The organism is Brevibacterium sp. FAM 24630, assembly GCF_049804075.1.
GTDB lineage: Bacteria > Actinomycetota > Actinomycetes > Actinomycetales > Brevibacteriaceae > Brevibacterium.
Genome location: NZ_JBNBZD010000022.1, coordinates 44,728 through 65,213, shown reverse-complemented (window position 1 = coordinate 65,213; position 20,486 = coordinate 44,728). Strand labels below are relative to the sequence as shown.

Here is a 20,486-nt window from a genome sequence, read left to right as displayed (position 1 = left end):
AGATCCCGACGAGGACATCGTTGGAGTCAGTAGCAATTAGAGTCATGATGATCGATGGAACGGTCAGTCCCTACTCTGCCAGCCAGTCCCAGACCAGCCACTATCAATACTCACAGTAGCAATTAGGAGGAGAGGGCGTCGGTGTCCTCGTCGACCCAGCCCTTCGACCGTTCCACGGCCTTGTTCCACAGGCGATAGACGCGATCGACCTTCTCCTCGTCCATCGACGGGTCCCAGCGTTTGTCCTCACGCCAGTTGGCCTTGACATCCTCCTCGCCGTTCCAGAACTTCACCGCGATTCCGGCCGCATAGGCCGCCCCCAGTGCCGTGGTCTCGACGACCTCGGGACGGATGACGGGCACGCCGAGGAGGTCGGCCTGGAACTGCATGAGCGTCTCGTTGGCGACCATGCCGCCGTCGACCTTGAGCTCGGTGAGCTCGACGCCGGAATCGAGGTTCATCGCGTCGAGGACCTCGCGGGACTGGAACGCCACGGACTCGAGCGAGGCACGCGCAATGTGGTTCTTGTTCACATACCGGGTCAGACCCACGATGGTGCCGCGGGCATCGGACTCCCAATGCGGCGCGAAGAGACCCGAGAACGCCGGCACGATATAGCAGCCGCCGTTGTCCTCGACCTTCTTGGCCAGGGTCTCGACCTCCGGAGCGTCCTTGATCAGACCGAGGTTGTCGCGGATCCACTGCACCAGCGAACCGGTCACCGCCACCGACCCCTCGAGGGCGTAGACGGCATCGGCGTCACCGATCTTGTAGGCCACGGTCGTGAGCAGACCGTTCTTGCTCGCCACCGGCTCGTTGCCGGTGTTGATGAGCATGAAGTTGCCGGTGCCGTAGGTGTTCTTCGCCTGCCCCTTCTCGAAGCAGGCCTGACCGAAGGTCGCCGCCTGCTGATCGCCGAGGATGCCGCAGATCGGGGTGTCGATGATCAGTCCGTTCTTCGCCCCGTAGCCGTAGATCTCCGAGCACGACTTGATCTCCGGCAGCATCTCGACGGGGATGCCCATCTCCCCAGCGATCTCGGCGTTCCAGTCGAGGGTGTCGATGTTCATCAGCATCGTCCGCGAAGCGTTCGTGACGTCGGTGACGTGGAGGCCGCCGTTGACCCCGCCGGTGAGATTCCAGATCACCCACGTGTCCATCGTGCCGAAGAGGAGATCACCGGCCTCGGCGGATTCCTTGACCCCGTCGACGTTGTCGAAGATCCATTTCGCCTTCGGCCCGGCGAAGTACGTGGCCAGCGGCAGACCGACACGGTCCTTGTACTTATCGGCCCCGTCATCGCCGGCGAGCTCATCGCAGATCTTCTGCGTCCGGGTGTCCTGCCACACGATCGCGTTGTAGACGGGCTCACCGGTGTGCTTGTTCCAGATCACGGTGGTCTCACGCTGGTTTGTGATGCCGACGCCCTCGAGCTGATGGCGGTTGATGTTCGCCCGGGTCAGCGCCTGGCCGATGGCTTCGTTCGTGTTCTTGATGATCTCGACCGGGTCGTGTTCGACCCATCCCGCGCGAGGGAAGATCTGCTCGTGTTCGAGCTGACCGGACGAGACGATCTGGCCGTCGTGGTCGAAGACGATCGCCCGTGACGAGGTGGTGCCCTGATCGATGGCGAGGATGAACTTTTCCTGACTCATTCTGACTCCTGTGTCGAGGTGGTTGTCTGTGATCGTACTCAGATGAGGGCTCGGGAGACCACACCTGCAAGGACGGCGCCGACCAGTGGGCCGAAGACCGGCACCCACGAGTATGCCCAGTCCGAGCCGCCCTTGTTCGGGATCGGCAGGAGAGCGTGGACGATGCGGGGCCCGAGGTCGCGAGCAGGGTTGATCGCGTAGCCGGTGGGGCCGCCCAGCGACGCGCCGATCGCGACGACGATGAGCGCCACGGCCAGAGGACCGAGCCTGTCCGGGGTGCCGCCGAAGAGGAGGACGACGATGACGAGCACGAAGGTCGCGATGACCTCGGTGACGAAGTTCCAGGCGTATGAGCGGATCTCCGGGCCGGTCGAGAAGGTGCCGAGGATGTTGCCGGGGTCCTTCTCCTCGTCGTAGTGCTTCTTGTACACCGCCCAGGCGAGGAACGCACCGATCATCGCTCCGATCAGCTCGGCGGCGAGGTAGGCGATGGTGTTGCTCACGGTGACGGGGATCCCGTCCGCGTACTCTGCGGCCCCGCTGAACAGGATGCCGAATGTCACGGCCGGGTTGAGGTGCGCTCCGGTCTTGTAGGCGACATAGACGCCGGCGAAGACGGCAAGTCCCCAACCGAAGGAGATCAGCAGCCAGCCGCCCCCGTTGCCCTTGGTCTTGCCGAGGACGACGTTGGCGACGACGCCGACGCCGAGCAGCATGAGCATCGCCGTGCCAGCGATCTCGTGAAGGAAGATAGTGCCCATATCTCACAAACTCCTATTGTTTGTCTTTCCGGTGGGTGTTCCGGTCGATGGTCGACCCGGGCGATGCTCCGGGGGCGGTCGATATTCGGTTGTCGTCCCGCACGTCGTTGTGAACGACTCAGTGGAGGGTTTCACCGACCAGAGCCGCCGCCGAGGCGTCGTCATCGGTGGACTCGGCCGCGACCTGGGCGTCGACGTGGGCGTTGAATTTCTCGACCTCGGCCGACACCCGGTTGTCGTCCCAGCCGAGCACCGCGCCGACGATGGCGGCGACCGCCTCGGCGGCGTTCTTGCCCCGATCGCGGGTTTCGTAGTTCAGCCGCATGCGGCGTTCGATGATATCGCCGAGGTGGACGGCCCCCTCTGCGGCGGCCGCATAGTAGGCCTCGACGCGCAGATAGCGGTCGGCACCGTCCAGAGGCCGACCGAGTTCGGGATCCTCGTCGACGAGGTCGAGCAGATTCTCGATGAGGGTGCCGTAGCGACGGATGAGCCGACTGACCCGGTCTTCGTCCCAGCCGTACTTCTCAGCGATCCCGGTCTGACCGCGACGCAGCGCGCCCACGCCCTGGGCACCGAGCAGCGGCACGGATTCGGTCAGTGACCTGCGGTCCTTCGCATCGTCGCCGAGGACGAAGTCGACGGCGTCTTCGGCCATCACCCGGTAGGTGGTGAATTTGCCGCCGGCGATCGCGGCAAGTCCGGGTTCGACTTCCATCACAGTGTGTTCCCGGGAGACCTTCGTCGAGGCCTGCCCTTCCTTGACCACGGGCTGCAGCAGCGGACGCAGACCCGAGTACACTCCGATGACGTCCTCCCGGGTGAGTTTGTCGGCGAGGATCGCATTCGCATGCTCGAGCAGGTACTCGATGTCCTTCGAGGTCGCCACGGGACTGTCGACGTCTTCGGTCCACGGAGTGTCGGTGGTGCCGATGACCCAATAGCCTTCCCAGGGGATGACGAAGAGGACGGATTTCTCCGTCTTCGAGATGATCCCCGTTCCCGGGTCGGCTTTGATCTTGTCCTGGGCCACGGTGATGTGCACACCCTTGGAGGCGAGCACCTTGAGTCCGGCATCGGCCTTCGCCAGGTCCTGCTGCTCCTCGGTCCATACGCCCCCGGCGAGGATAGTGCGACGGGCGTGGATATCGAATTCCTCTCCGGTGACCTCATCCCTGGCATGCACACCAGTGACTTGGTCGCCGTCATGGAGGTAGCCGATGACCGAGACGTGGTTGGCAGCGGCCGCACCGTAGCCGACAGCCGAACGCACGAGCGTCATCACGAACCGCGCATCGTCGACCTTCGCATCGTAGTATTCGAGCGCACCGACGGCGGCATCGTCGGCCAGCCCCGGGAAGTGTGCGCTCAGCGCCTTCTTGGACAGATGCCGATGCATCGGCACGGCTCGTTTGCGGCCCGGTCGGGTGGCCATCGTGTCGTAGAGGAGGACGCCGGAGCCGATGAAGGCACGGTCGATGAGACGGTGCTCGAAGGGGAAGACGAAGGCGACGGGCTCGACGAGGTGAGGAGCGGTGTGCTGCAGCAGCAGGTCACGTTCCCTCAGCGCCTCGGCGACGAGTTTGAAGTCGAGCATCTCGAGATAGCGCAGACCACCGTGCATGAGCTTCGAGGACCGAGATGAGGTGCCGGAGGCCCAGTCCTTCGAATCGACGACTCCGACCTTGAGACCGCGTGTGGCCGCGTCGAAGGCAGAGCCTGCGCCGGTCACACCACCGCCGACGACGAAGACGTCGAGTGGATCGGCCGCCGTTGTGTTCTTGAGGGTCTCGAGGGCCTGTTCGCGGTAGTGCGGGGACAGCTCACCATTTCGCATCGGCAGAAGCGTGCTTTCTATCAGACGTTCGGACATCCACCATTGTCATCCCGGTTCGGGACGATGAGTCGAGCCGGAAGCGGATAGTCAAAAACTAGCAGGCAATTCTGAGGTGCGATACTGACCGGTAGACAACAAGCGACGACGAGGCGGCCGAATCAGTCGAGTGCGGCGACCGCTTCGACGCGCATCGTCGAGGACTGCTCGGCCGAATCCAGCAGGTCGAGTTTGCGCATGATGATGCCTTCGCGCAGTGCCCACGGCGAGATGTTCATGACGCCGATGTCGAAGATCGTGAATGCCGCTTCGGCGACGATCGCACCGGCGAGCACCTGACCGGCACGGGCTTCGGAGACGCCGGGCAGCGTCGCCCGCGCCGCCGGGGTGCGTGTGGCCAGGGTATCGATGATGCCTTCGAGATCGCGACGGAAGAGTTTCCTCGGGGCGTAGATGCCGTCCCCGCTCGGGGCGGCACCGGCGATGCGGGCCAGGGAGCGGAACGTCTTCGAAGAGCCGACGACCTGGTCGGGCACGCCGACCCTGTTGATGTCACCGGCGATGCGTCCGATCTGCGCCCGTGCGTGTTTGCGCAGTTTGTGGATGTCCTCGGCCGAAGGGATGGGGTCCGGCAGGAAATCCGAATAGGTGCGTCCGGCGCCGAGCGGAACCGACACGGCCGCTTGCGGGTATTCGTCCTGACCGACCGCGATCTCCAGAGAGCCGCCGCCGATGTCGAGCAGCAGGATCTTTCCGGCCGACCAACCGAACCAGCGGCGAGTGGCGAGGAAGGTCACGCGGGCTTCGTCCCGGCCCGACATCACATTGAGGGTGACCCCGAGCTGAGCGTTGATCGTTTCGATGAGCGCCACCCCGTTCGGGGCATCGCGGACCGCCGAGGTGGCGAAGGCGAGTATCTGCTCCGCCCCCTGGTCCTCCGCGATCTCGACGGCTTCGGCGATGAACGAGTGCAGACGTTCCTGGCCCTCCGCATCGATCGTTCCGTCGTCGCTGAGGTACTCCGCGAGACGCAGCACCTCCTTGTGCGAGGTGGCAGGCAGGGGCGGTGCTCCGACGTGAGCGTCGACGACGAGGAGGTGGACGCTGTTGGAGCCGATATCGAGGACTGCAAGACGCATTCGCTCAGTTTATCCCGTCTTCAGGCTTCGCCGTCTGTTGCCCACGCGGACTTCGCGAACGCGAAATCCGGCGGTCGTTTGGCGAAGAAGGCCTCCTGCCCGCGCGTGATCTCCTCCCGGTACGCCGAATCCAACCACCGAGGCGGCTCCTCACCTGCAAGCAGATTCCCGTCGAGGATCGCTTTGGCCCCGACCTGGCTGAGCCGGGACAGGCCGACGATCCGCTCCCCCAGTGCCTGCGCCGCAGCCAGGGGAGTCGGCGTCGTGTCATGGAAGAAGCCGAGTTCGGCCATCTTCTCGAACTTCACGATCGACGCTGTGATCAAGAGGTACCTGGCCCAGGAGTCTCCGAGGATCTGCGCCAGACGCTGGGTGGGCCCGGCCGGGTAGACAAGGCCGAGCTTCGCGGCGGTCACACCGAAGATCGACCCGGGGGCGGCGATGCGGATGTCGCAGGCGGCAGCGATCTCGGTGCCTCCGCCCACGCAGTTTCCTTCGATCGCCGCGATCGTCGGAGTCCGCGAATTCGCTACGGCCGCCTCGGCGGAGGAGTTGAGCTCCCAGAAGTCGGCCAGCGGAACATCGAGGTCGGCGATGTCCGAACCGGCGGAGAAATGCCCGCCGGCACCGGTGATGATCAGCGCACCGATCGAGTCATCGGCGTCGACGGAGGCGATGATCTCCGGCAGCGCCCGCCACATCGCACGCGAGATCGCGTTGCGTTTCTTCCTCCGATCGATGACGAGGGTTCCGACCCCACCGGTGACGGTGAAGTCGAAACCCTCGAGATCGACCGGACGGTACAGACCGTCAGGTCCCATAATGCTGTTCTGCCTTTCGGACCTCTCAGCCCCGGTTGTCCGGGACCTCACGCTGGTCCTCACCGTCGTAAGCACTCAGGGGACGGATGAGGGCGTTGTTCGCCTGCTGCTCGAAGATGTGAGCGGTCCATCCGGTGATGCGGGCCATCACGAAGATCGGAGTGAACTGCTCGGTGTCGAAGCCCATCAGGTGGTAGGCCGGGCCCGAAGGGTAGTCGAGGTTGGGGTAGATTCCCTTGCGCTCGACGAAGTCCTCTTCGAAGGCGTTGTACAGATCGAGCAGATCCTTGGCGCCCTTGGCCTCGACCATGTCCTCGAAGGCCTTGCGCATGGTGGGAACGCGCGAATCGCCGTTCTTGTACACGCGGTGGCCGAAGCCCATGATCTTCGCCTTCTTGGCCAGCGCCTCGTCGATCCAGGCCGAAGCCCTGTCGGCGGTGCCGACCTCTTCGAGCATCGCCATGACCGCTTCGTTCGCGCCGCCGTGCAGGGGGCCCTTGAGCGCACCGACGGCACCAGCGACGGCCGAATAGAGGTCGGACGTCGTCGAGGTGATCACGCGGCCGGTGAACGTCGAAGCGTTGAACGAGTGCTCGGCGTAGAGGATCATCGACACGTCGAAGCAGCGCACGACCTCTTCGGTGGGAACCTCGTCGAAGACCATCTTGAAGAAGTTCGCGGCATAGCCGAGATCCCTGCTCGGAGCGACGGGATCGAGACCGTGACGGCGACGGTGGTCGATGGCCACGATCGTCGGCAGCTGCGCGTAGAGGCGCTCGGCCTTGGCCAGGTTCGCCTCTTCGCCCTCGACATCGGCTTCGGGGTCGACGGCGCCGAGGTAGGCCACGGCCGTCTGCACGACGTGCATCGGGTGGCAGTCCTTCGGCAGGTCGAGAATGAGCTGGATGAGCTTGTCGTCGATGGCACGCTGGGCGCGCTCACGCTCTTGGAATTCCTCCAGCTGAGCCTCGGTGGGCAGTTCGCCGTTCCAGATGAGGTAGGCGACGTCCTCGAAGCTGCGCTTGGCGGCGAGCTCCTGGACGGGGTAGCCGCGGTAGGTCAGCGAGTTCGTTTCCTGGACTACTTTCGAAACGGCCGTGGTGTCGACGACGACGCCGGCAAGGCCCTTCTTGATTTCTTCGGTCACTGGTGACCCTCCTGTGAGAAGTTGAATACTGCGGCGTCAAAATCGTTGTACGCAGCGTAGTCGATCGTGTCGTACAGGTCCGCACGGGTCTGCATGCCCTCGAGCAGGTCCACCTGAGTGCCCTTGTCCCGAATGGTCTCCAGGCCCGTCTTGATCGCACCCATGGCGATGCGCAGAGTCGTGACCGGGTAGATCACGAGCTTGACTCCCGCATTCGCCAGCTGCTCTGTTGTGAACAGTTCGCTCTTTCCGAATTCCGTCATGTTCGCCAGGATCGGCACATCGACGGCCGACGCGAAGGTCTCGAACTCGCCGAGGTCGCGCATCGCTTCGGGGAAGATCATGTCCGCTCCCGCATCGACGTAGGCCTTGGCCCGGTCGATGGCGGCGTCGAGACCTTCTCCGGCGCGAGAGTCCGTGCGGGCGCAGATGACGAAGTTCTCATCGCGACGGCCCTTGACCGCCGCTTTGATCCGCTTGGACATCTCGGCCGCGGTCACGACCTCCTTGCCGTCGAGGTGGCCGCAGCGTTTCGGGTTGACCTGGTCTTCGAGGTGCATGCCCGAGATCCCTGCGTCCTCGAACTCCTGGACGGTGCGGGCCACGTTCATGGCTTCGCCCCATCCGGTGTCGGCGTCGATGAATGTCGGCAGGTTCGTCACTCGCGCGATGTTGCGTCCGTGGTCGGCCACCTCGGTGAGCGTGGTCAGCCCGATATCGGGCAGACCCATGGCCGCGGAGAATGCACCGCCGGAGATGTAGACGCCTTCGAAACCGGTCTGCTCGATGATCTGAGCGTTGATCGGGTTGATGGCGCCGGGGAACTGGACGATCTTGTCGCCGGCGAGGAGTTCGCGGAACTCAGCGCGACGCTCGGCCGGGGTTGCCTGTGCGCCGAGCATCAGAAGATGCCCTTCGATCCGCTGTGCTCGAGTCCGTCGACGACGAAGCTGAGTTCGCCCACACCCGAGGCATCGAGGTTTTCGAGGTTCTCAGCGAGGTCGAGGAACCGGGCCTGCTCCGCGTCGGAGATGACGCCCTCGGCGAGGGTCTTGAACTTCTCGATGTAGTTCGCCCGGGCGAAGGGACGCGCACCGAATGGGTGGGCATCGGCCACGGCGATCTCGTCGGTCAGTGTCGATCCGTCGTCGAACTCGATCTCCACGCGGCCGCCGAAGGCCTTTTCGTTCGGGTCGGTCGAGTGGTAGCGACGGGTCCACTCCGGGTCCTCAGTGGTTTCGATCTTGTGCCACAGCTCGACGGTGTCGGGACGACCGGCGCGCTCGGGAGCGTAGGAGTGCTCGTGGTGCCAACCCTGGTCCTGCATGGCCACGGCGAAGATGTACATGATCGAGTGGTCGAGGGTCTCGCGGCTGGCCTTGGGATCCATCTTCTGCGGATCGTTCGCGCCGGTGCCGATGACGTAGTGGGTGTGGTGCGAGGTGTGGATGACGACGCGCTTGATCTTCGTCAGATCCTCGATCTGTCCGCCGAGCTTGCGCGCAAGGTCGATGAGCGCCTGCGCCTGGTACTCGGCCGAGTGCTCCTTGGTGTAGGTGTCGAGGATCGCACGCTTCGCTTCGCCCTGGCCCGGCAGCGGGACGGTGTAGCGGGCCTCGGGGCCGGAGAGGATCCAGGCGATGAAGCCGTCCTCGCCTTCGTAGATCGGGTTCGGTGCGCCTTCGCCGCGCATCGCACGGTCGACGGCCTCGACGGCCATCTTCCCGGCGAAGGCGGGAGCATGAGCCTTCCAGGACGAGATCTCGCCCTTGCGCGACTGACGGGTCGCGGTGGTCACGTGCAGCGCCTGCTGGACGGCCTGGAAGGTGACCTCGGTGGGCAGGCCGAGCAGCGCGCCGATGCCGGCGGCCGCGGAGGGGCCGAGGTGGGCGACGTGGTCAATCTTGTGCTCGTGCAGGCACATGCCCTTGACCAGGTCGACCTGGATCTCGTAGCCGGTGGCGATGCCGTTGATGAGGTCCTTGCCGCCGATGCCCTTGTGCTGGGCGACCGCGAGGACGGCCGGGATGTTGTCGCCGGGGTGCGAGTATTCGGCAGCGAGGAACGTGTCGTGGAAGTCGAGTTCACGCACGGCCACACCATTGGCCCAAGCGGCCCATTCCGGAGAGAAGCGATCGGTCACGGGCAGACCGAAGATGTTGGCACCCGGGTTGAACGGATGAGCCTGCGCCTGCTCACGAGCGTGCGTCGGAGCGGAGCGGCGCACCGAGGCGGCTGCCACGGCGGCGTTGTCGATGATGCGGTTGATGACCATCTCGGTGACGTCTGCGTCGACCGGCGTCGAGTCGGATGCGACTTCGGCGATCTTCCAAGCGAGCTGATCTTCGCGAGCCAGGTTCTCTGAGCTCTTATGAGTGCGGACTTCATGATTGATCATGGATACCCCTTCATAGTCCTTGACCGGAACTGGTCGTCAGGTGCTGACCCCACTGTAGGTCACGGCACTCGGCAGATCTCTGCCGGTCGGAGATTTATCTCGACATCAAGATATTTTACCCGATGTGTGCGCTGGTTCACCAACAGGGTCCGATGCCTCTTCTGCACCGACCCCCGATATGGGACGATTGCCTCATGACCCGCACTGCATTGGACTTCGATGAGAACTGGTTCGACGATGCGGAGTTCGCCCGCCTGCGCAGACGGATCCCCATCCCCTACGTCAACGCGATCCCCGTGCGAGTCGGCGAGGCCGGCAACGTCGAACGCATCGGACTGCTGCTGCGCAGCCTCGAGGACGGAACCCTGGGCCGCGAGGTCGTGGGCGGGCGCATCCGCTTCCACGAATCGATCCGCTCCGCGCTCATGCGGCACGCCGAGAACGACCTCGGCCCGATGGCGCTGCCGGTCATCCCGCCGTCGATCTCCCCGTTCCACATCGCCGAATACTTCCCCACCGAAGGCTCCGGCCTCCTCCACGACCCCCGGCAGCACGCGATCTCGATGTGCTTCGTCCTCGAGGTCCGCGGCGAGTGCACTCCACGAGCCGATGCCCTCAGTCTCGACTGGCTGACCCCCGAGGAGACCCTGCGCCCCGATATCACCAGCGAGCTCTGCCACGGTCAGGATTTCATCCTCAAGGCCGCGCTCACCCATCTGGGCTTCCCGGTCTGAGACTGCGGTTCTCACAGACACCGTTTTCTACATTCCGTAGAATAACCTTGGTAGACTGGTGGCGACGCAGACGATACCGCTGGTCGGGGCCGTCGTCGGCGTCTGGGTTGGCCAGGCCCCGAGGGAGAGGTCCGAGATGTCTGCCCAGTCCCCAATGCCCGAGTCCCACACCCCCGAAACACGTCCGGCTGATGCCCAGCCGTCCGAGTCCGGTCTCAACCGAGAATTCGGCGTCCTCGTCGGCTTCGACGGCTCCGAACTCGCCGGTCTCGCGGTCCGGTGCGGCGCGCTGGAAGCCGAACGACGCAAGACCACGTTGACCGTCGTGACCGCATATCCGCTGCCGACGATGATCTACCCGAACATGGCGTCGATTCCCAGCGAGCCCGAGGACGCGATAGCGAAGCAGGAAGCGGAGAAGATCCTCGCCGAGGCGGTCGAACTCCTCCGCGATCATCCCGGAGAGAAGAGCTTCCGCACCGTGCCCGGCGATGCGGCCGGCTCGCTCATCGCGCTGAGCACCGATGCCGAGGTCATCATCCTCGGCGCGCGGGGCCGAGGCGGCTTCATGGGCCGCGTCCTCGGCTCGGTGTCCACCGCCGTGCCGGCTCACGCGCATTGTCCGACGATCGTCGTCCCCCACCATGCCGCGAACGCCGAGGCGGACGGACCGGTGGTCGTGGCCGTCGACGGTTCGGACACCGGCCGGGTCGCCATGGTCACCGCGGCCGCCGAAGCCGCCCTGCGCCGAACAGCACTCGAAGTCGTCGCGGTGCTTCCGGCGGGAGAGGAATGGCTCTACTGGTACCCCGAGCTCGAGCTCAGCTCCGAAGTCACGGGACGGCGGCAGAAGCAGATCGCTGCCGGACTGGAGGAAGAGATCGCGCAGCTGTCCGAGCAGTTCCCGGATCTCGAGGTGTCCTCCTCGGTGCCGGTCGGTGACCCCACGCAGACGCTCGTCGAGATCAGCGCCAGGGCGCAGCTGACGGTGATGGGCACGCGCGGACGAGGACGGTTCCGCAGCGTCCTGCTCGGCTCCGTCTCACGCGGAGTCCTCAATCATGCCGAGGGCACGGTGATGGTCGTCCCGAGCTGACAGCAACGGCACCTGACAGCGCGGCGGCACCTGAGGGTCCGCGGACCGGACAGCTCCGTGCCGGGGCCCGCTCTCCCCTGTTGTACAGTGGTGGCTACGACAGGGGAGCGCCGTCAGGGGCGCTGAGAGTGCAGAAGAAGCTGCAGACCCTCGAACCTGATGCGGCTAGGACCGCCGAAGGAAGTCGAGACTCTTCACCCCTCCTTGTATGAGGAGGCACAATGCCGAAAACCACCACACCGAAAACCACCTCCGCCGCGGCGACCGCACACACCAGGGCTCCGAAATCGAAGCAGTGGCGGGTCGTGGACTATGTCACCACCGCCGTGCTCGGCATCGCCGTCGGGCTCGTGTTCTGGGTGTTGGCGCTGAGCTGGAAGGTCCTCGAACTCGCCTTCCAGGCCTTCCCGCCCTCTATCGGGCTCATCGCTGGCCTGTGGGTCCTCGCCGGCCCCTTGGCCGCTGCGATCATCCGCAAGCCCGGAGCCGCGCTCCTGTGCGAACTCATCGCCGCCATCGTCGAGGCGGTCCTCGGCTCACACTTCGGAGCCACCGTGCTGCTGTCCGGGTTCATTCAGGGCCTCGGTGCCGAACTCGTCTTCGCCGCCTTCGGCTACAGGCGGTTCACGCTCTGGATCACCGCACTGTCAGGGGTCGTGGCCGCGGCGTTCATGGCTGTGAGCGAGAACATCATGTACAACGCCGAATGGCAGTTCGGCTATCAGGCGATCTACGCGGTGTGCGCCATCGTCTCCGGCCTCGTCCTCTCCGGCATCGGCGCCTGGTACGCGTATCGGGCGATCGCAGCCACCGGGGCGCTGAGCTCGTTCGCCTCCGGTCGCCTGCGCTGATGGCACTGCCGATCACGGCACGCGGATACTCGTGGACGCATGCCGATCGCGATACACCGGCTGTCGGGCCCCTCGACATCGACATCGCCGCGGGTGAGAAGGTCCTCCTCCTCGGCCCCTCGGGGGCCGGCAAGTCGACTCTGCTCCATGCCATCGCCGGCGTCCTGCCCGAGGAGTCCGGCGAATCCAGCGGTGAGCTCCTCGTCGGCGGCGAGGCTCCGAATCCTCGCCGAGGCGGCACCGGACTGGTCCTGCAGGATCCCGATTCGCAGGTGATCTTCTCCCGCATCGGCGACGATGTCGCCTTCGGGATGGAGAACCTCGGTCTGCCCGCCGAGACCATCGAGGCTCGGATTCCCTCGTCTCTGCGTGCCATGGGACTCGACCTGCCCGCCGAGCATCCGAGTGCGGCGCTGTCCGGCGGGCAGAAGCAGCGTCTAGCTCTGGCCGGCATCCATGCGATGTCGCCGGAGGTCATCGTCCTCGACGAGCCGACGGCCAATATCGATCCGTCTTCCGCGCCCGGCGTCCGTGATGCCGTCCTTGCCGTGCAGGCCGAGACTCAGGCGACCATGCTCGTCGTCGAACACCGCGTGGGGCTGTGGCTCGATCACGTCGATCGGGTGATCGTGCTCGGCCGGCAGGGAATCCTCGCCCAGGGCGCTCCGAGTCGGGTCTTCGGTCATCCGAATCTCTCAAGCGTTCTCATCGACTGCGGGATCTGGGTGCCCGAGGATCCCTCACGATCCCGCGATGACCGTACCCGGTCGCTGAGCGGATCCGGCCGGACCGATGGTGAGCCCGAACGGTCACGGGTCCTGTCCGACCGGGCGGACGACCGCCTCGGCGAGGTGCTGCTGCGCACGGAGGAACTCAGCGTTGCGCGACCGCGGATGCGCGCGCCCGCGGTCGCCGGCCTCGATCTGAGTCTGCGCGCCGGGCAGGCGCTCGGCCTCGTCGGCCCGAACGGGGCCGGGAAATCGACGACAGCACTGACCATGGCCGGGCTCATTCCCGAATTCGCCGGCGCGGTCCACGCCGAGGCAGAGCTGCGTGACGGACTCAGACGCACCCGCCCCTTCGCCTGGCCTTCTGCTCAGTTGGCCCCGCGCATCGGGATGGTCTTCCAGGAACCCGCGCATCAGTTCCTCGCTTCCAGCGTCGCCGGCGAACTCGAACTCGGTCCGCGACTGGCCGGCTGGTCGAGTGCCGAGATCGCGACACGAGTGGATGACCTGCTCGTGTCACTCGGTCTGGCCGAACTCTCGCAGACGCACCCGCAGAGCCTGTCCGGAGGAGAGAAACGGCGCCTGTCGGTGGCGGCCATGATGGCACCTCGACCGCGAGTCCTCATCGTCGACGAGCCGACCTTCGGTCAGGATGCGCTGACGTGGGCGGGACTGGTCGAGATGTTCCTCGATGCTCTCGCGCACGGATCTGCGGTCGTGGCGGTCAGTCACGATCAGGCGTTCCTCGAGGCGATCGGGGCCGATCTCCTCGATCTCGGCGACCACGGTGGTGGGGCCACGACTCTGTCCGCCGACGTCCAGGTCAGGGCCGGTGATCGCGGTGAGTAAACGACTCGTGCGGGTGCGCTCCTCCCCCACCGAGGCGGCCGTTCCGGATCCGGGCCAGCTCATTCCCGTCATGCGCAGCACCCTCGTGGTTCGGTGCAACCCGCTGACGAAGATCGGCGTGGCACTCATCCTCATGGTCGGGGCTCTGCTGAGCATCGATCTGGTCTCGGCCGGAGTCGTCTTCGTCTTCTGCCTTCTTGCCCTTCCGGCCACGGGTCTCGACCTGTCGGCCGCGGCGAAGAGACTGTGGTTCCTGCCTGCCGGCGCCCTGCTCGCGGCCTGGGGTACCGCCTTGCTGGCGGAGAAGACCGGACCCGTCGTCGTCGACTTCGGACCGATCCTATTCACCACCGGATCGCTGTCCGCAGCCGCCGCGATCTTCCTCCGGGCTCTGGCCCTGGCGATTCCGCTCATCGTGCTCGCCTCGACGATCGATCCGCGCGACCTGTCCGATGCGCTCATCCAACATCTGCGCCTGCCCGAGGTGGTCGTGGTCTCTGTGCTTGCCGCCTCGCGGCTCCTCGGACTCCTGGTCAGCGAATGGCAGGTGCTGTCGATGGCGCGGCGAGCCAGGGGTGTGGCCGGAGGTTCGCTGCTGCGGAGGACTCACAGCCTCTTCAGCGGGGTGTTCGTCCTGCTCGTAGTCTCGATTCGTCGCGCCACCACACTGGCGATGGCGATGGAGGGCCGTGCGTTCGGTCGTCCCGGCCGGACATGGCGCAGGCGCTCACACTTCGGGATCCGGGATCTCGTGGTCGTGCTCATCAGCCTGGCCGTCTGTGCACTGGCGATCGTCGCCGCGCACCTGCTGGGGACCTGGAATCCGATCATCGGCTGAAGCTGAGCCGAAGCGCTTCAGTCCCGGGCCGACGGGCCTGCGAGCCGGCTGAGGAAGTCCTTGCCGAAGGCCCGCCAGTCTTCGAGAGCGTCCGGGCTCGGCAGCTTCGAGGTGGTGAGGACGACGAGAGTCTTGTCGTCGCTCTTCGCCTCGGCGGCGACTTCGACCTTGATCCCGCCGTCGAGGTCCGCTCGCCAGAAGGAGCGCTTCGCGGTCTCGGAGGTGCGGGGTTCTCCCTCGAGGGCCGCTCCGTTGAGAGTGCCGTCGACGAAGGAGGCGAACTTCGCGATGAGGTCGCTGCGCTGACCGGAAATCGTGCGGGAGACAGCCACGTCGAAGGTGCCGTCGGCACGCTGCCCCGGCACCCGCCGACCGATCTCCTGCTCGTAGGCGACGACTGCACCTTGGACCCACCAGCCGTGGTTGTCGACTTGGCCTTCGAACTGCGGATAGAGAGCGTCGGCAAGTTCTCTGTGACTCGCCGACGCTCCCCCGGCCGCCTCGAGGCGAGCGCGGGTGTCCTCCCACTTCTCGCCGAGGGCGGTCTCGATCGCCGGAATGTTCATCCCTCTGGTCGCCATGGCAGAAGTCTAATCTCTGCGGCGCCCAATAGCGACGGTTCAGGCCGGTCCGGCGATCAGTCGATCTTGAGTTCGCCCATCTCGTCCCAGCCTTCGCCGTCGATCTTGCGGGAGATGATCTTCGGGGTCGAGGCCAGGTGCGGGCGCATCGCTTCGAGCCCGGCAGCGAAGTGATCGCTCGTGACATGCGGTTCGGCACCCTCGTCGGTGAATGCTTCGACGAGGACGAACTCGTTCGGGTTCTCCAGGCTCTTCGACCATTCGAAGAAGAGATTGCCCGGTTCGGCCCGGGTCGCCTCGGTGAAGGTGCGCACTGCCTCGGGGAACTTCTCGACGCTTTCGGGTTTCACGTCGTACTTCACAACGATGAAGATCATGGGATTCTCCTTCAGCTCTTTGGTGGATGGTTCGTCTTCAGCCTAGTTCGGTCGACCGCACGAATCGACTGGACGCAGCGAGAACGCCTCACAGTCGTGTGGCGATGAGGACGAGGAAGTCGCTGCCGGCGTCGAAGGGGTGCAGTTCCCAGGTGGAGAACCTCTGATCGACGAACATCCCGGTGGCCCTGAGATCGTCGGCGAAATCATCGAAATCGTAGCCGCGTCCGGCGCCGAACCCGGACACGAAGCGGCCGCCGTGCTTGAGCGTGGACTTGATGTTGCTCAGGGTCTGCCGGCGGGAGGCCGGGTCGAGGAAGGCGAGCACATTGCCGGCGCAGAAGGCCACGTCGATCTCATCGATCCCGGTCCCTGCGAAATCGAAGTCGGCGAGATCGCCGGTGTGCCATTCCCCGCTTGGGTAGTCCTCCTCGGCGACGGAGATGAGGAATTCGTCGAGATCGACGCCGTATACAGTGTGCCCTTCTTCGATGAGCAGACCGCCGGCCCGCCCCGTGCCGCAGCCGGCGTCGAGGATCCGAGCTTCGCGCGGAGCCATCGCGTTGACGAGTCGGGCCTCTCCCCCGATGTCGTGCCCGGCGGCGACCTGTTTGCGCCACATCTCGGCATAGTTCGCCGAATGCTCGGGGTTGACCCTGCGGACCTGGTTCCACTTGTGATCGAAGCTCATGGCCTCATCCTAGGACGATTTCACAGCTCCCGACGTCGAGGTCGGTGCTCACACGAACACTTCGGCGATGACCGCGGCCACGGCGCTGACCGGATCGCTCGGGTCCGGGGAGGTGAGCACGATGATCTCACGCCCTCCCGCCTCGGCGACGGGATGCAGATCGACATCGGGCCCGCTCAGGGACATCATGATCGGCGTCGCCAGGGTCAGGCCCAGCCCGGTCCCTGCGAGTGCAAGGGCGACCGCGGTGTCGGTGACGATGTGCGTCTCCTTCGCATTGATTCCCAGCGCCGAGGTGGCCAGACGCATCGCTCGGCCGAAGAGCTCCTCGGCCGGCGGGAGGATCCAATCCGCCTCGGCCAGTTCCGTCTCCCCCGGTCGAGCCCGGCCGGTGGGCACGACGATGCCGAAGTCCTCTTTCGCCACCGCCTCCCAGCTCAGCCCGCGCATCGGCGGCAGCGGCACCGCCGGATAGTTGATCCCGATCCCCAGATCGATGACTCCGTCGATGACGGCCGCTGACATCGACTCCACATTGATCTCCCGTGCCCGGACCTCGATGTGCGGGTGGCGCTGCGCCAACCGGTGCACGACTTGCGGCAGCGCTGTCATCGATGCGGATCCGAACACGCCGAGGGTGACGATCGCTTCGCTGCGGAAGTCGCGGCCGAGCATCGCCATCTCGGCCTGCTTCTGGGCGGCGAGGATGTTCCGTGCACGCGGCAGCAGGGTGCGCCCGGCCTCGGCGAGGATGAGCCCGCGGCCGCGGCGGACGAACAGTTCGGAGTCGACGACCTTGCGCAGTGCGGCGATGTGCTGGGACACCGCGCCCACGCTGTAGCCGAGGTGGTCGGCTGCGCGCGTCATCGATCCCAGTTCGGCCACCGCGACGAAGGTGCGCAGCTGCCCGAGTGTCCACGTCATGGAGGCATCCTAGCTGTCTTTAGGTTTCCTCAACAGAGTGTTCACAAACTCTCTCTTGTCCTTAACTGTGAGGGCGAGCACAATGGGGGAAAGTCGCAGTCCGCCGACATCGACGTCGGCGTCTTTCGCCTCTGCGGCGGCCAAAGGCGGTCGCCGCGGGGGCAGACAGGGAGGTCACAGTGGAGATCCCGACCGCACCGAACACGGATCCGACCACGCCCGAAGGGGTACCGGCGAGCGCATCGGTGGTCATCATCGGCGCGGGAGTGATGGGCGCGGCCATCGCCTTCCACCTGGCCGAACGAGGCGTCGAAGACGTCGTCATCGTCGAACGCGACACTCCCGGCTCCGGTTCGACGTCGAAAGCGGCAGGAGGTGTGCGCTGCCAGTTCTCCGACGAAGTGAACATCGCCTTGGCCGCGCACGGCCTCGAGGTGCTGCGGAACTTCGAAACCGATTTCGGAGTCGACATCGACCTCGTGAGCAATGGCTATCTGTTCCTCCTCGACTCCGAGGAGTCCGCGCAGGCCTTCTCCGAGAATGTGGACCTGCAGCAGCGGATGGGACTCGACTCGCGCATGCTCACCGTCGCTGAGGTGGCCGAACTCGCCCCGTACGTGAACACCGAAGGGCTCGTGGCCGGGGCGTTCAACCCCGGTGATGGCCATTGCACCCCCGAGGCGGTCGTGTCCGGGTACATCACGGCCGCTCGCGAACGCGGCGTGCAGGTGCTCAAGGACTGCGAGGTGACCGGATTCGAGACCTCAGCCGGACCCGACCGTGAGGTCACCGCGGTGGTGACGGACCACGGCACCATCGCCTGCACCCAGGCCGTGTGCGCGGCCGGTGCCTGGTCCGGACTCATCGGAGACCTGGCCGGGGTCGATCTTCCGGTGAAGCCGCTGCGACGGGAGATCATGGTCTCGGAACCGGTCGACTTCGACACGACCGGGATGCCCTTCACCATCGACTTCACGACCAGCTACTACGTCCACCCGGAAGGTCCCGGTCTGCTCTTCGGCTGCCCCGATGAGGTCGATGACTGGTCGTTCAATGACAAACGGGACCCGAATTGGCTGACCACCCTGGCCGAACGCATCGAAGCCCGCACGCCCGCGCTCATCGATGTGGAGGCCAAACGCGGGTGGGCGGGACTGTACGAGATGACTCCGGACCACAATGCGCTCATCGGTGAGGCCGAAGAGCTGACGGGATTCTTCTACGCCTGCGGGTTCTCCGGCCACGGTTTCCTCATGGGGCCGGCCGTCGGGGAGGTCGTCGCCGACCTCATGACCGGCCGCGCCCCCTTCGTCGACGTGACCCCGATGGACAAACGCCGTTTCATCACCACCGGACTGCGCAAGGAGCTCAACGTGGTCTGAACGCCCCACCCCACATACCTTCCTGCACCACCGTCACCGAAAGGACAGCAATGACCGCACTGCCCACCGACCAGACCATCTCCGACCTTCTCACCGCCGGACTCAGCGCCTGCGGCGTCGACCGATCCGTACTCGAAGGGTCGGTCGCCTCGGCGCATCTGCCCGCCCGCTCCCCCATCACCGGCCAGAGGCTCGGCACCCTCGCCGCCGACACCCCGGAGACGGCGGCAGGGAAGATCGGTGCCGCCGCCGAGGCCTTCGCCTCCTGGCGTGACGTGCCGGCGCCCGTGCGCGGACAGCTCGTCCAGAGGTGGGGCCAGCTGCTGAGTCAGCACAAGGAGGATCTCGCGAAGATCATCACCGTCGAGGCCGGAAAAACCCCCTCGGAGGCAGCCGGCGAGGTGCAGGAGATGATCGACATCTGCGAGTTCGCGCTCGGCCAGTCCCGACAGCTGTGGGGCAAGACCATGCCCAGCGAACGACCCGGACACCGGCTCATGGAGACCTGGCACCCGCTCGGCGTCGTCGGCGTCATCTCCGCGTTCAACTTCCCTGTGGCCGTGTACTCCTGGAACACTGCCCTGGCCCTGGTGGCCGGGGACTCCGTGGTGTGGAAGCCCTCGGAGAATGCCGTGCTCGCGGCCTTGGGCGCACAGTCTCTGCTGGCGCGGGCCGCCGCCGAGGTGGGGGCACCAGAAGGGCTCGTCCCGGTCCTCGTCGGAGGCAGGGACATCGGTGATGCGATGGTGCGTGACGAACGGGTGGCTCTGGTCTCGGCCACGGGATCGGTGCGCATGGGTCGTGAGGTCGGGCCCGTCGTGGCCGAGCGCTTCGGGCGGATCCTGCTCGAGCTCGGCGGCAACAATGCCGCCATCGTCGCGCCGAGCGCCGATATCGAACTGGCTCTGCGCGGTGTCGTCTTCGCCGCCGCCGGCACCGCCGGGCAGCGCTGCACGACCCTGCGCCGGCTCATCGTCCACGAATCCATCGCCGATGAGTTCGTCGACAAGATCGTCTCGGCGTATCGGACGCTGAGCATCGGCTCACCGACCGATGACGGTGTGCTCGTCGGCCCCCTCATCAACGCAGGCTCCTTCGATGCCATGCAGGCCGCCCTCGAACAGGCCACGGCCGAAGGCGGCGAGGTGCTCTGCGGCGGAGCACGGGTGCTCGCCGAGGAACGGCCCGATGCCCACTATGTCGAACCGGCGGTGGTGCGGATGCCCGCACAGACAGCGGTGATGGAGTCAGAGACCTTCGCACCGATCCTCTATGTCGTGACCTATTCGGATCTCGACGAGGCGATCGAGATCCACAACGGGGTCCCGCAGGGCCTGTCCTCGGCGATCTTCACCTCCGAACTGGCCGAATCGGAGAGATTCTTCTCTCGGTCGGACTGCGGCATCGCCAATGTCAATATCGGCACTTCGGGTGCGGAGATCGGCGGAGCCTTCGGCGGAGAGAAGGAGACCGGCGGCGGCCGCGAATCCGGCAGCGATTCATGGAAGGCCTATATGCGACAGGCGACGAATACGATCAACTACTCGGGCGAGCTGCCCCTGGCCCAAGGAGTGGAGTTCCTCTGACGAGCGGGCACTCGGTCCGGCTGACCTCGAACGGGCAGCGGCCCTGTGACGCGCAATCGCCTTCAGGTCACGCGAAACTCGAAAAAGTCGTCGC

19 protein-coding genes and 1 riboswitch are annotated in these 20,486 nt (G+C 65.6%); of the genes, 7 read left to right on the top strand and 12 right to left on the bottom strand.

The window, feature by feature from the left end; genetic code table 11:
- Window positions 1-122 precede the first annotated feature (122 nt).
- The 8 genes from glpK to ACPUD7_RS14705 all read right to left on the bottom strand — a co-directional run bounded on the left by glpK (window position 123) and on the right by ACPUD7_RS14705 (window position 9,755).
- Window positions 123-1,655: a glycerol kinase GlpK gene (gene glpK, locus ACPUD7_RS14740; protein WP_425120307.1), complete on the bottom strand. Its 1,533-nt coding sequence runs from the start codon at window positions 1,653-1,655 to the stop codon at window positions 123-125.
- Between the two features lie 38 nt (window positions 1,656-1,693).
- Window positions 1,694-2,416 carry an MIP/aquaporin family protein gene (locus tag ACPUD7_RS14735; RefSeq protein WP_135537208.1) on the bottom strand — a complete coding sequence of 241 codons (723 nt, stop codon included), beginning with the start codon at window positions 2,414-2,416 and terminating at the stop codon, window positions 1,694-1,696.
- A gap of 118 nt (window positions 2,417-2,534) precedes the next feature.
- On the bottom strand, window positions 2,535-4,253 hold the full coding sequence (locus ACPUD7_RS14730; RefSeq protein ID WP_425120306.1) for a glycerol-3-phosphate dehydrogenase/oxidase: 1,719 nt from the start codon (window positions 4,251-4,253) through the stop codon (window positions 2,535-2,537).
- 158 nt (window positions 4,254-4,411) lie between these two features.
- Window positions 4,412-5,389: a Ppx/GppA phosphatase family protein gene (locus ACPUD7_RS14725; protein WP_135537210.1), complete on the bottom strand. Its 978-nt coding sequence runs from the start codon at window positions 5,387-5,389 to the stop codon at window positions 4,412-4,414.
- Window positions 5,390-5,409: 20 nt separating this feature from the next.
- Window positions 5,410-6,210, bottom strand: coding sequence for an enoyl-CoA hydratase/isomerase family protein (locus ACPUD7_RS14720; RefSeq protein WP_425120305.1), 801 nt, complete (start codon window positions 6,208-6,210; stop codon window positions 5,410-5,412).
- 25 nt (window positions 6,211-6,235) lie between these two features.
- Entirely contained in the window at window positions 6,236-7,357 is a 1,122-nt protein-coding gene (locus tag ACPUD7_RS14715) for a bifunctional 2-methylcitrate synthase/citrate synthase (protein ID WP_425120304.1), read from the bottom strand.
- Window positions 7,354-8,259: a methylisocitrate lyase gene (prpB, locus tag ACPUD7_RS14710; RefSeq protein WP_135537213.1), complete on the bottom strand. Its 906-nt coding sequence runs from the start codon at window positions 8,257-8,259 to the stop codon at window positions 7,354-7,356. The genes ACPUD7_RS14715 and prpB overlap by 4 nt, the downstream gene beginning before the upstream one ends.
- Complete coding sequence (locus ACPUD7_RS14705) at window positions 8,259-9,755, bottom strand: MmgE/PrpD family protein (RefSeq protein ID WP_135537214.1); 1,497 nt, start codon at window positions 9,753-9,755, stop codon at window positions 8,259-8,261. Before ACPUD7_RS14705 ends, prpB begins: the two co-directional genes overlap by 1 nt.
- Before the next feature lie 194 nt (window positions 9,756-9,949).
- Here ACPUD7_RS14705 and ACPUD7_RS14700 point away from each other — a divergent pair, with 194 nt between their 5' ends.
- The 5 genes from ACPUD7_RS14700 to ACPUD7_RS14680 all read left to right on the top strand — a co-directional run bounded on the left by ACPUD7_RS14700 (window position 9,950) and on the right by ACPUD7_RS14680 (window position 14,851).
- Window positions 9,950-10,489, top strand: a complete 540-nt coding sequence (locus tag ACPUD7_RS14700) for a DUF4916 domain-containing protein (protein WP_135537215.1) — start codon at window positions 9,950-9,952, stop codon at window positions 10,487-10,489.
- 136 nt (window positions 10,490-10,625) lie between these two features.
- The gene (locus tag ACPUD7_RS14695; RefSeq protein ID WP_425120303.1) at window positions 10,626-11,585 is read left to right on the top strand and encodes a universal stress protein; all 960 of its coding nucleotides are present in this window, start codon (window positions 10,626-10,628) and stop codon (window positions 11,583-11,585) included.
- Window positions 11,586-11,676: 91 nt separating this feature from the next.
- Window positions 11,677-11,785: riboswitch (TPP riboswitch) on the top strand.
- 21 nt (window positions 11,786-11,806) lie between these two features.
- Window positions 11,807-12,436: an ECF transporter S component gene (locus tag ACPUD7_RS14690; protein WP_425120302.1), complete on the top strand. Its 630-nt coding sequence runs from the start codon at window positions 11,807-11,809 to the stop codon at window positions 12,434-12,436.
- On the top strand, window positions 12,436-14,013 hold the full coding sequence (locus ACPUD7_RS14685; protein WP_425120301.1) for an ABC transporter ATP-binding protein: 1,578 nt from the start codon (window positions 12,436-12,438) through the stop codon (window positions 14,011-14,013). Before ACPUD7_RS14690 ends, ACPUD7_RS14685 begins: the two co-directional genes overlap by 1 nt.
- A complete protein-coding gene (locus tag ACPUD7_RS14680) occupies window positions 14,006-14,851 on the top strand; it encodes an energy-coupling factor transporter transmembrane component T family protein (protein ID WP_425120300.1) in 846 nt (281 codons plus the stop codon). Before ACPUD7_RS14685 ends, ACPUD7_RS14680 begins: the two co-directional genes overlap by 8 nt.
- Before the next feature lie 17 nt (window positions 14,852-14,868).
- Here the strand turns inward: ACPUD7_RS14680 and ACPUD7_RS14675 are convergent, their stop codons facing one another.
- The 4 genes from ACPUD7_RS14675 to ACPUD7_RS14660 all read right to left on the bottom strand — a co-directional run bounded on the left by ACPUD7_RS14675 (window position 14,869) and on the right by ACPUD7_RS14660 (window position 17,424).
- Entirely contained in the window at window positions 14,869-15,432 is a 564-nt protein-coding gene (locus tag ACPUD7_RS14675) for a hypothetical protein (RefSeq protein WP_425120299.1), read from the bottom strand.
- A 56-nt stretch (window positions 15,433-15,488) separates the two neighbouring features.
- Window positions 15,489-15,809 (bottom strand): putative quinol monooxygenase, encoded by a 321-nt coding sequence (locus ACPUD7_RS14670; protein WP_135537219.1) that lies wholly within the window; start codon window positions 15,807-15,809, stop codon window positions 15,489-15,491.
- An 88-nt stretch (window positions 15,810-15,897) separates the two neighbouring features.
- On the bottom strand, window positions 15,898-16,500 hold the full coding sequence (locus tag ACPUD7_RS14665) for a class I SAM-dependent methyltransferase (protein WP_425120297.1): 603 nt from the start codon (window positions 16,498-16,500) through the stop codon (window positions 15,898-15,900).
- Between the two features lie 48 nt (window positions 16,501-16,548).
- On the bottom strand, window positions 16,549-17,424 hold the full coding sequence (locus tag ACPUD7_RS14660; protein WP_425120296.1) for a LysR family transcriptional regulator: 876 nt from the start codon (window positions 17,422-17,424) through the stop codon (window positions 16,549-16,551).
- A 179-nt stretch (window positions 17,425-17,603) separates the two neighbouring features.
- Here ACPUD7_RS14660 and ACPUD7_RS14655 point away from each other — a divergent pair, with 179 nt between their 5' ends.
- Both ACPUD7_RS14655 and ACPUD7_RS14650 read left to right on the top strand, forming a co-directional pair.
- On the top strand, window positions 17,604-18,806 hold the full coding sequence (locus tag ACPUD7_RS14655) for an NAD(P)/FAD-dependent oxidoreductase (RefSeq protein ID WP_425120294.1): 1,203 nt from the start codon (window positions 17,604-17,606) through the stop codon (window positions 18,804-18,806).
- A 50-nt stretch (window positions 18,807-18,856) separates the two neighbouring features.
- Window positions 18,857-20,392 carry an aldehyde dehydrogenase family protein gene (locus ACPUD7_RS14650; RefSeq protein WP_425120293.1) on the top strand — a complete coding sequence of 512 codons (1,536 nt, stop codon included), beginning with the start codon at window positions 18,857-18,859 and terminating at the stop codon, window positions 20,390-20,392.
- Window positions 20,393-20,486 lie beyond the last annotated feature (94 nt).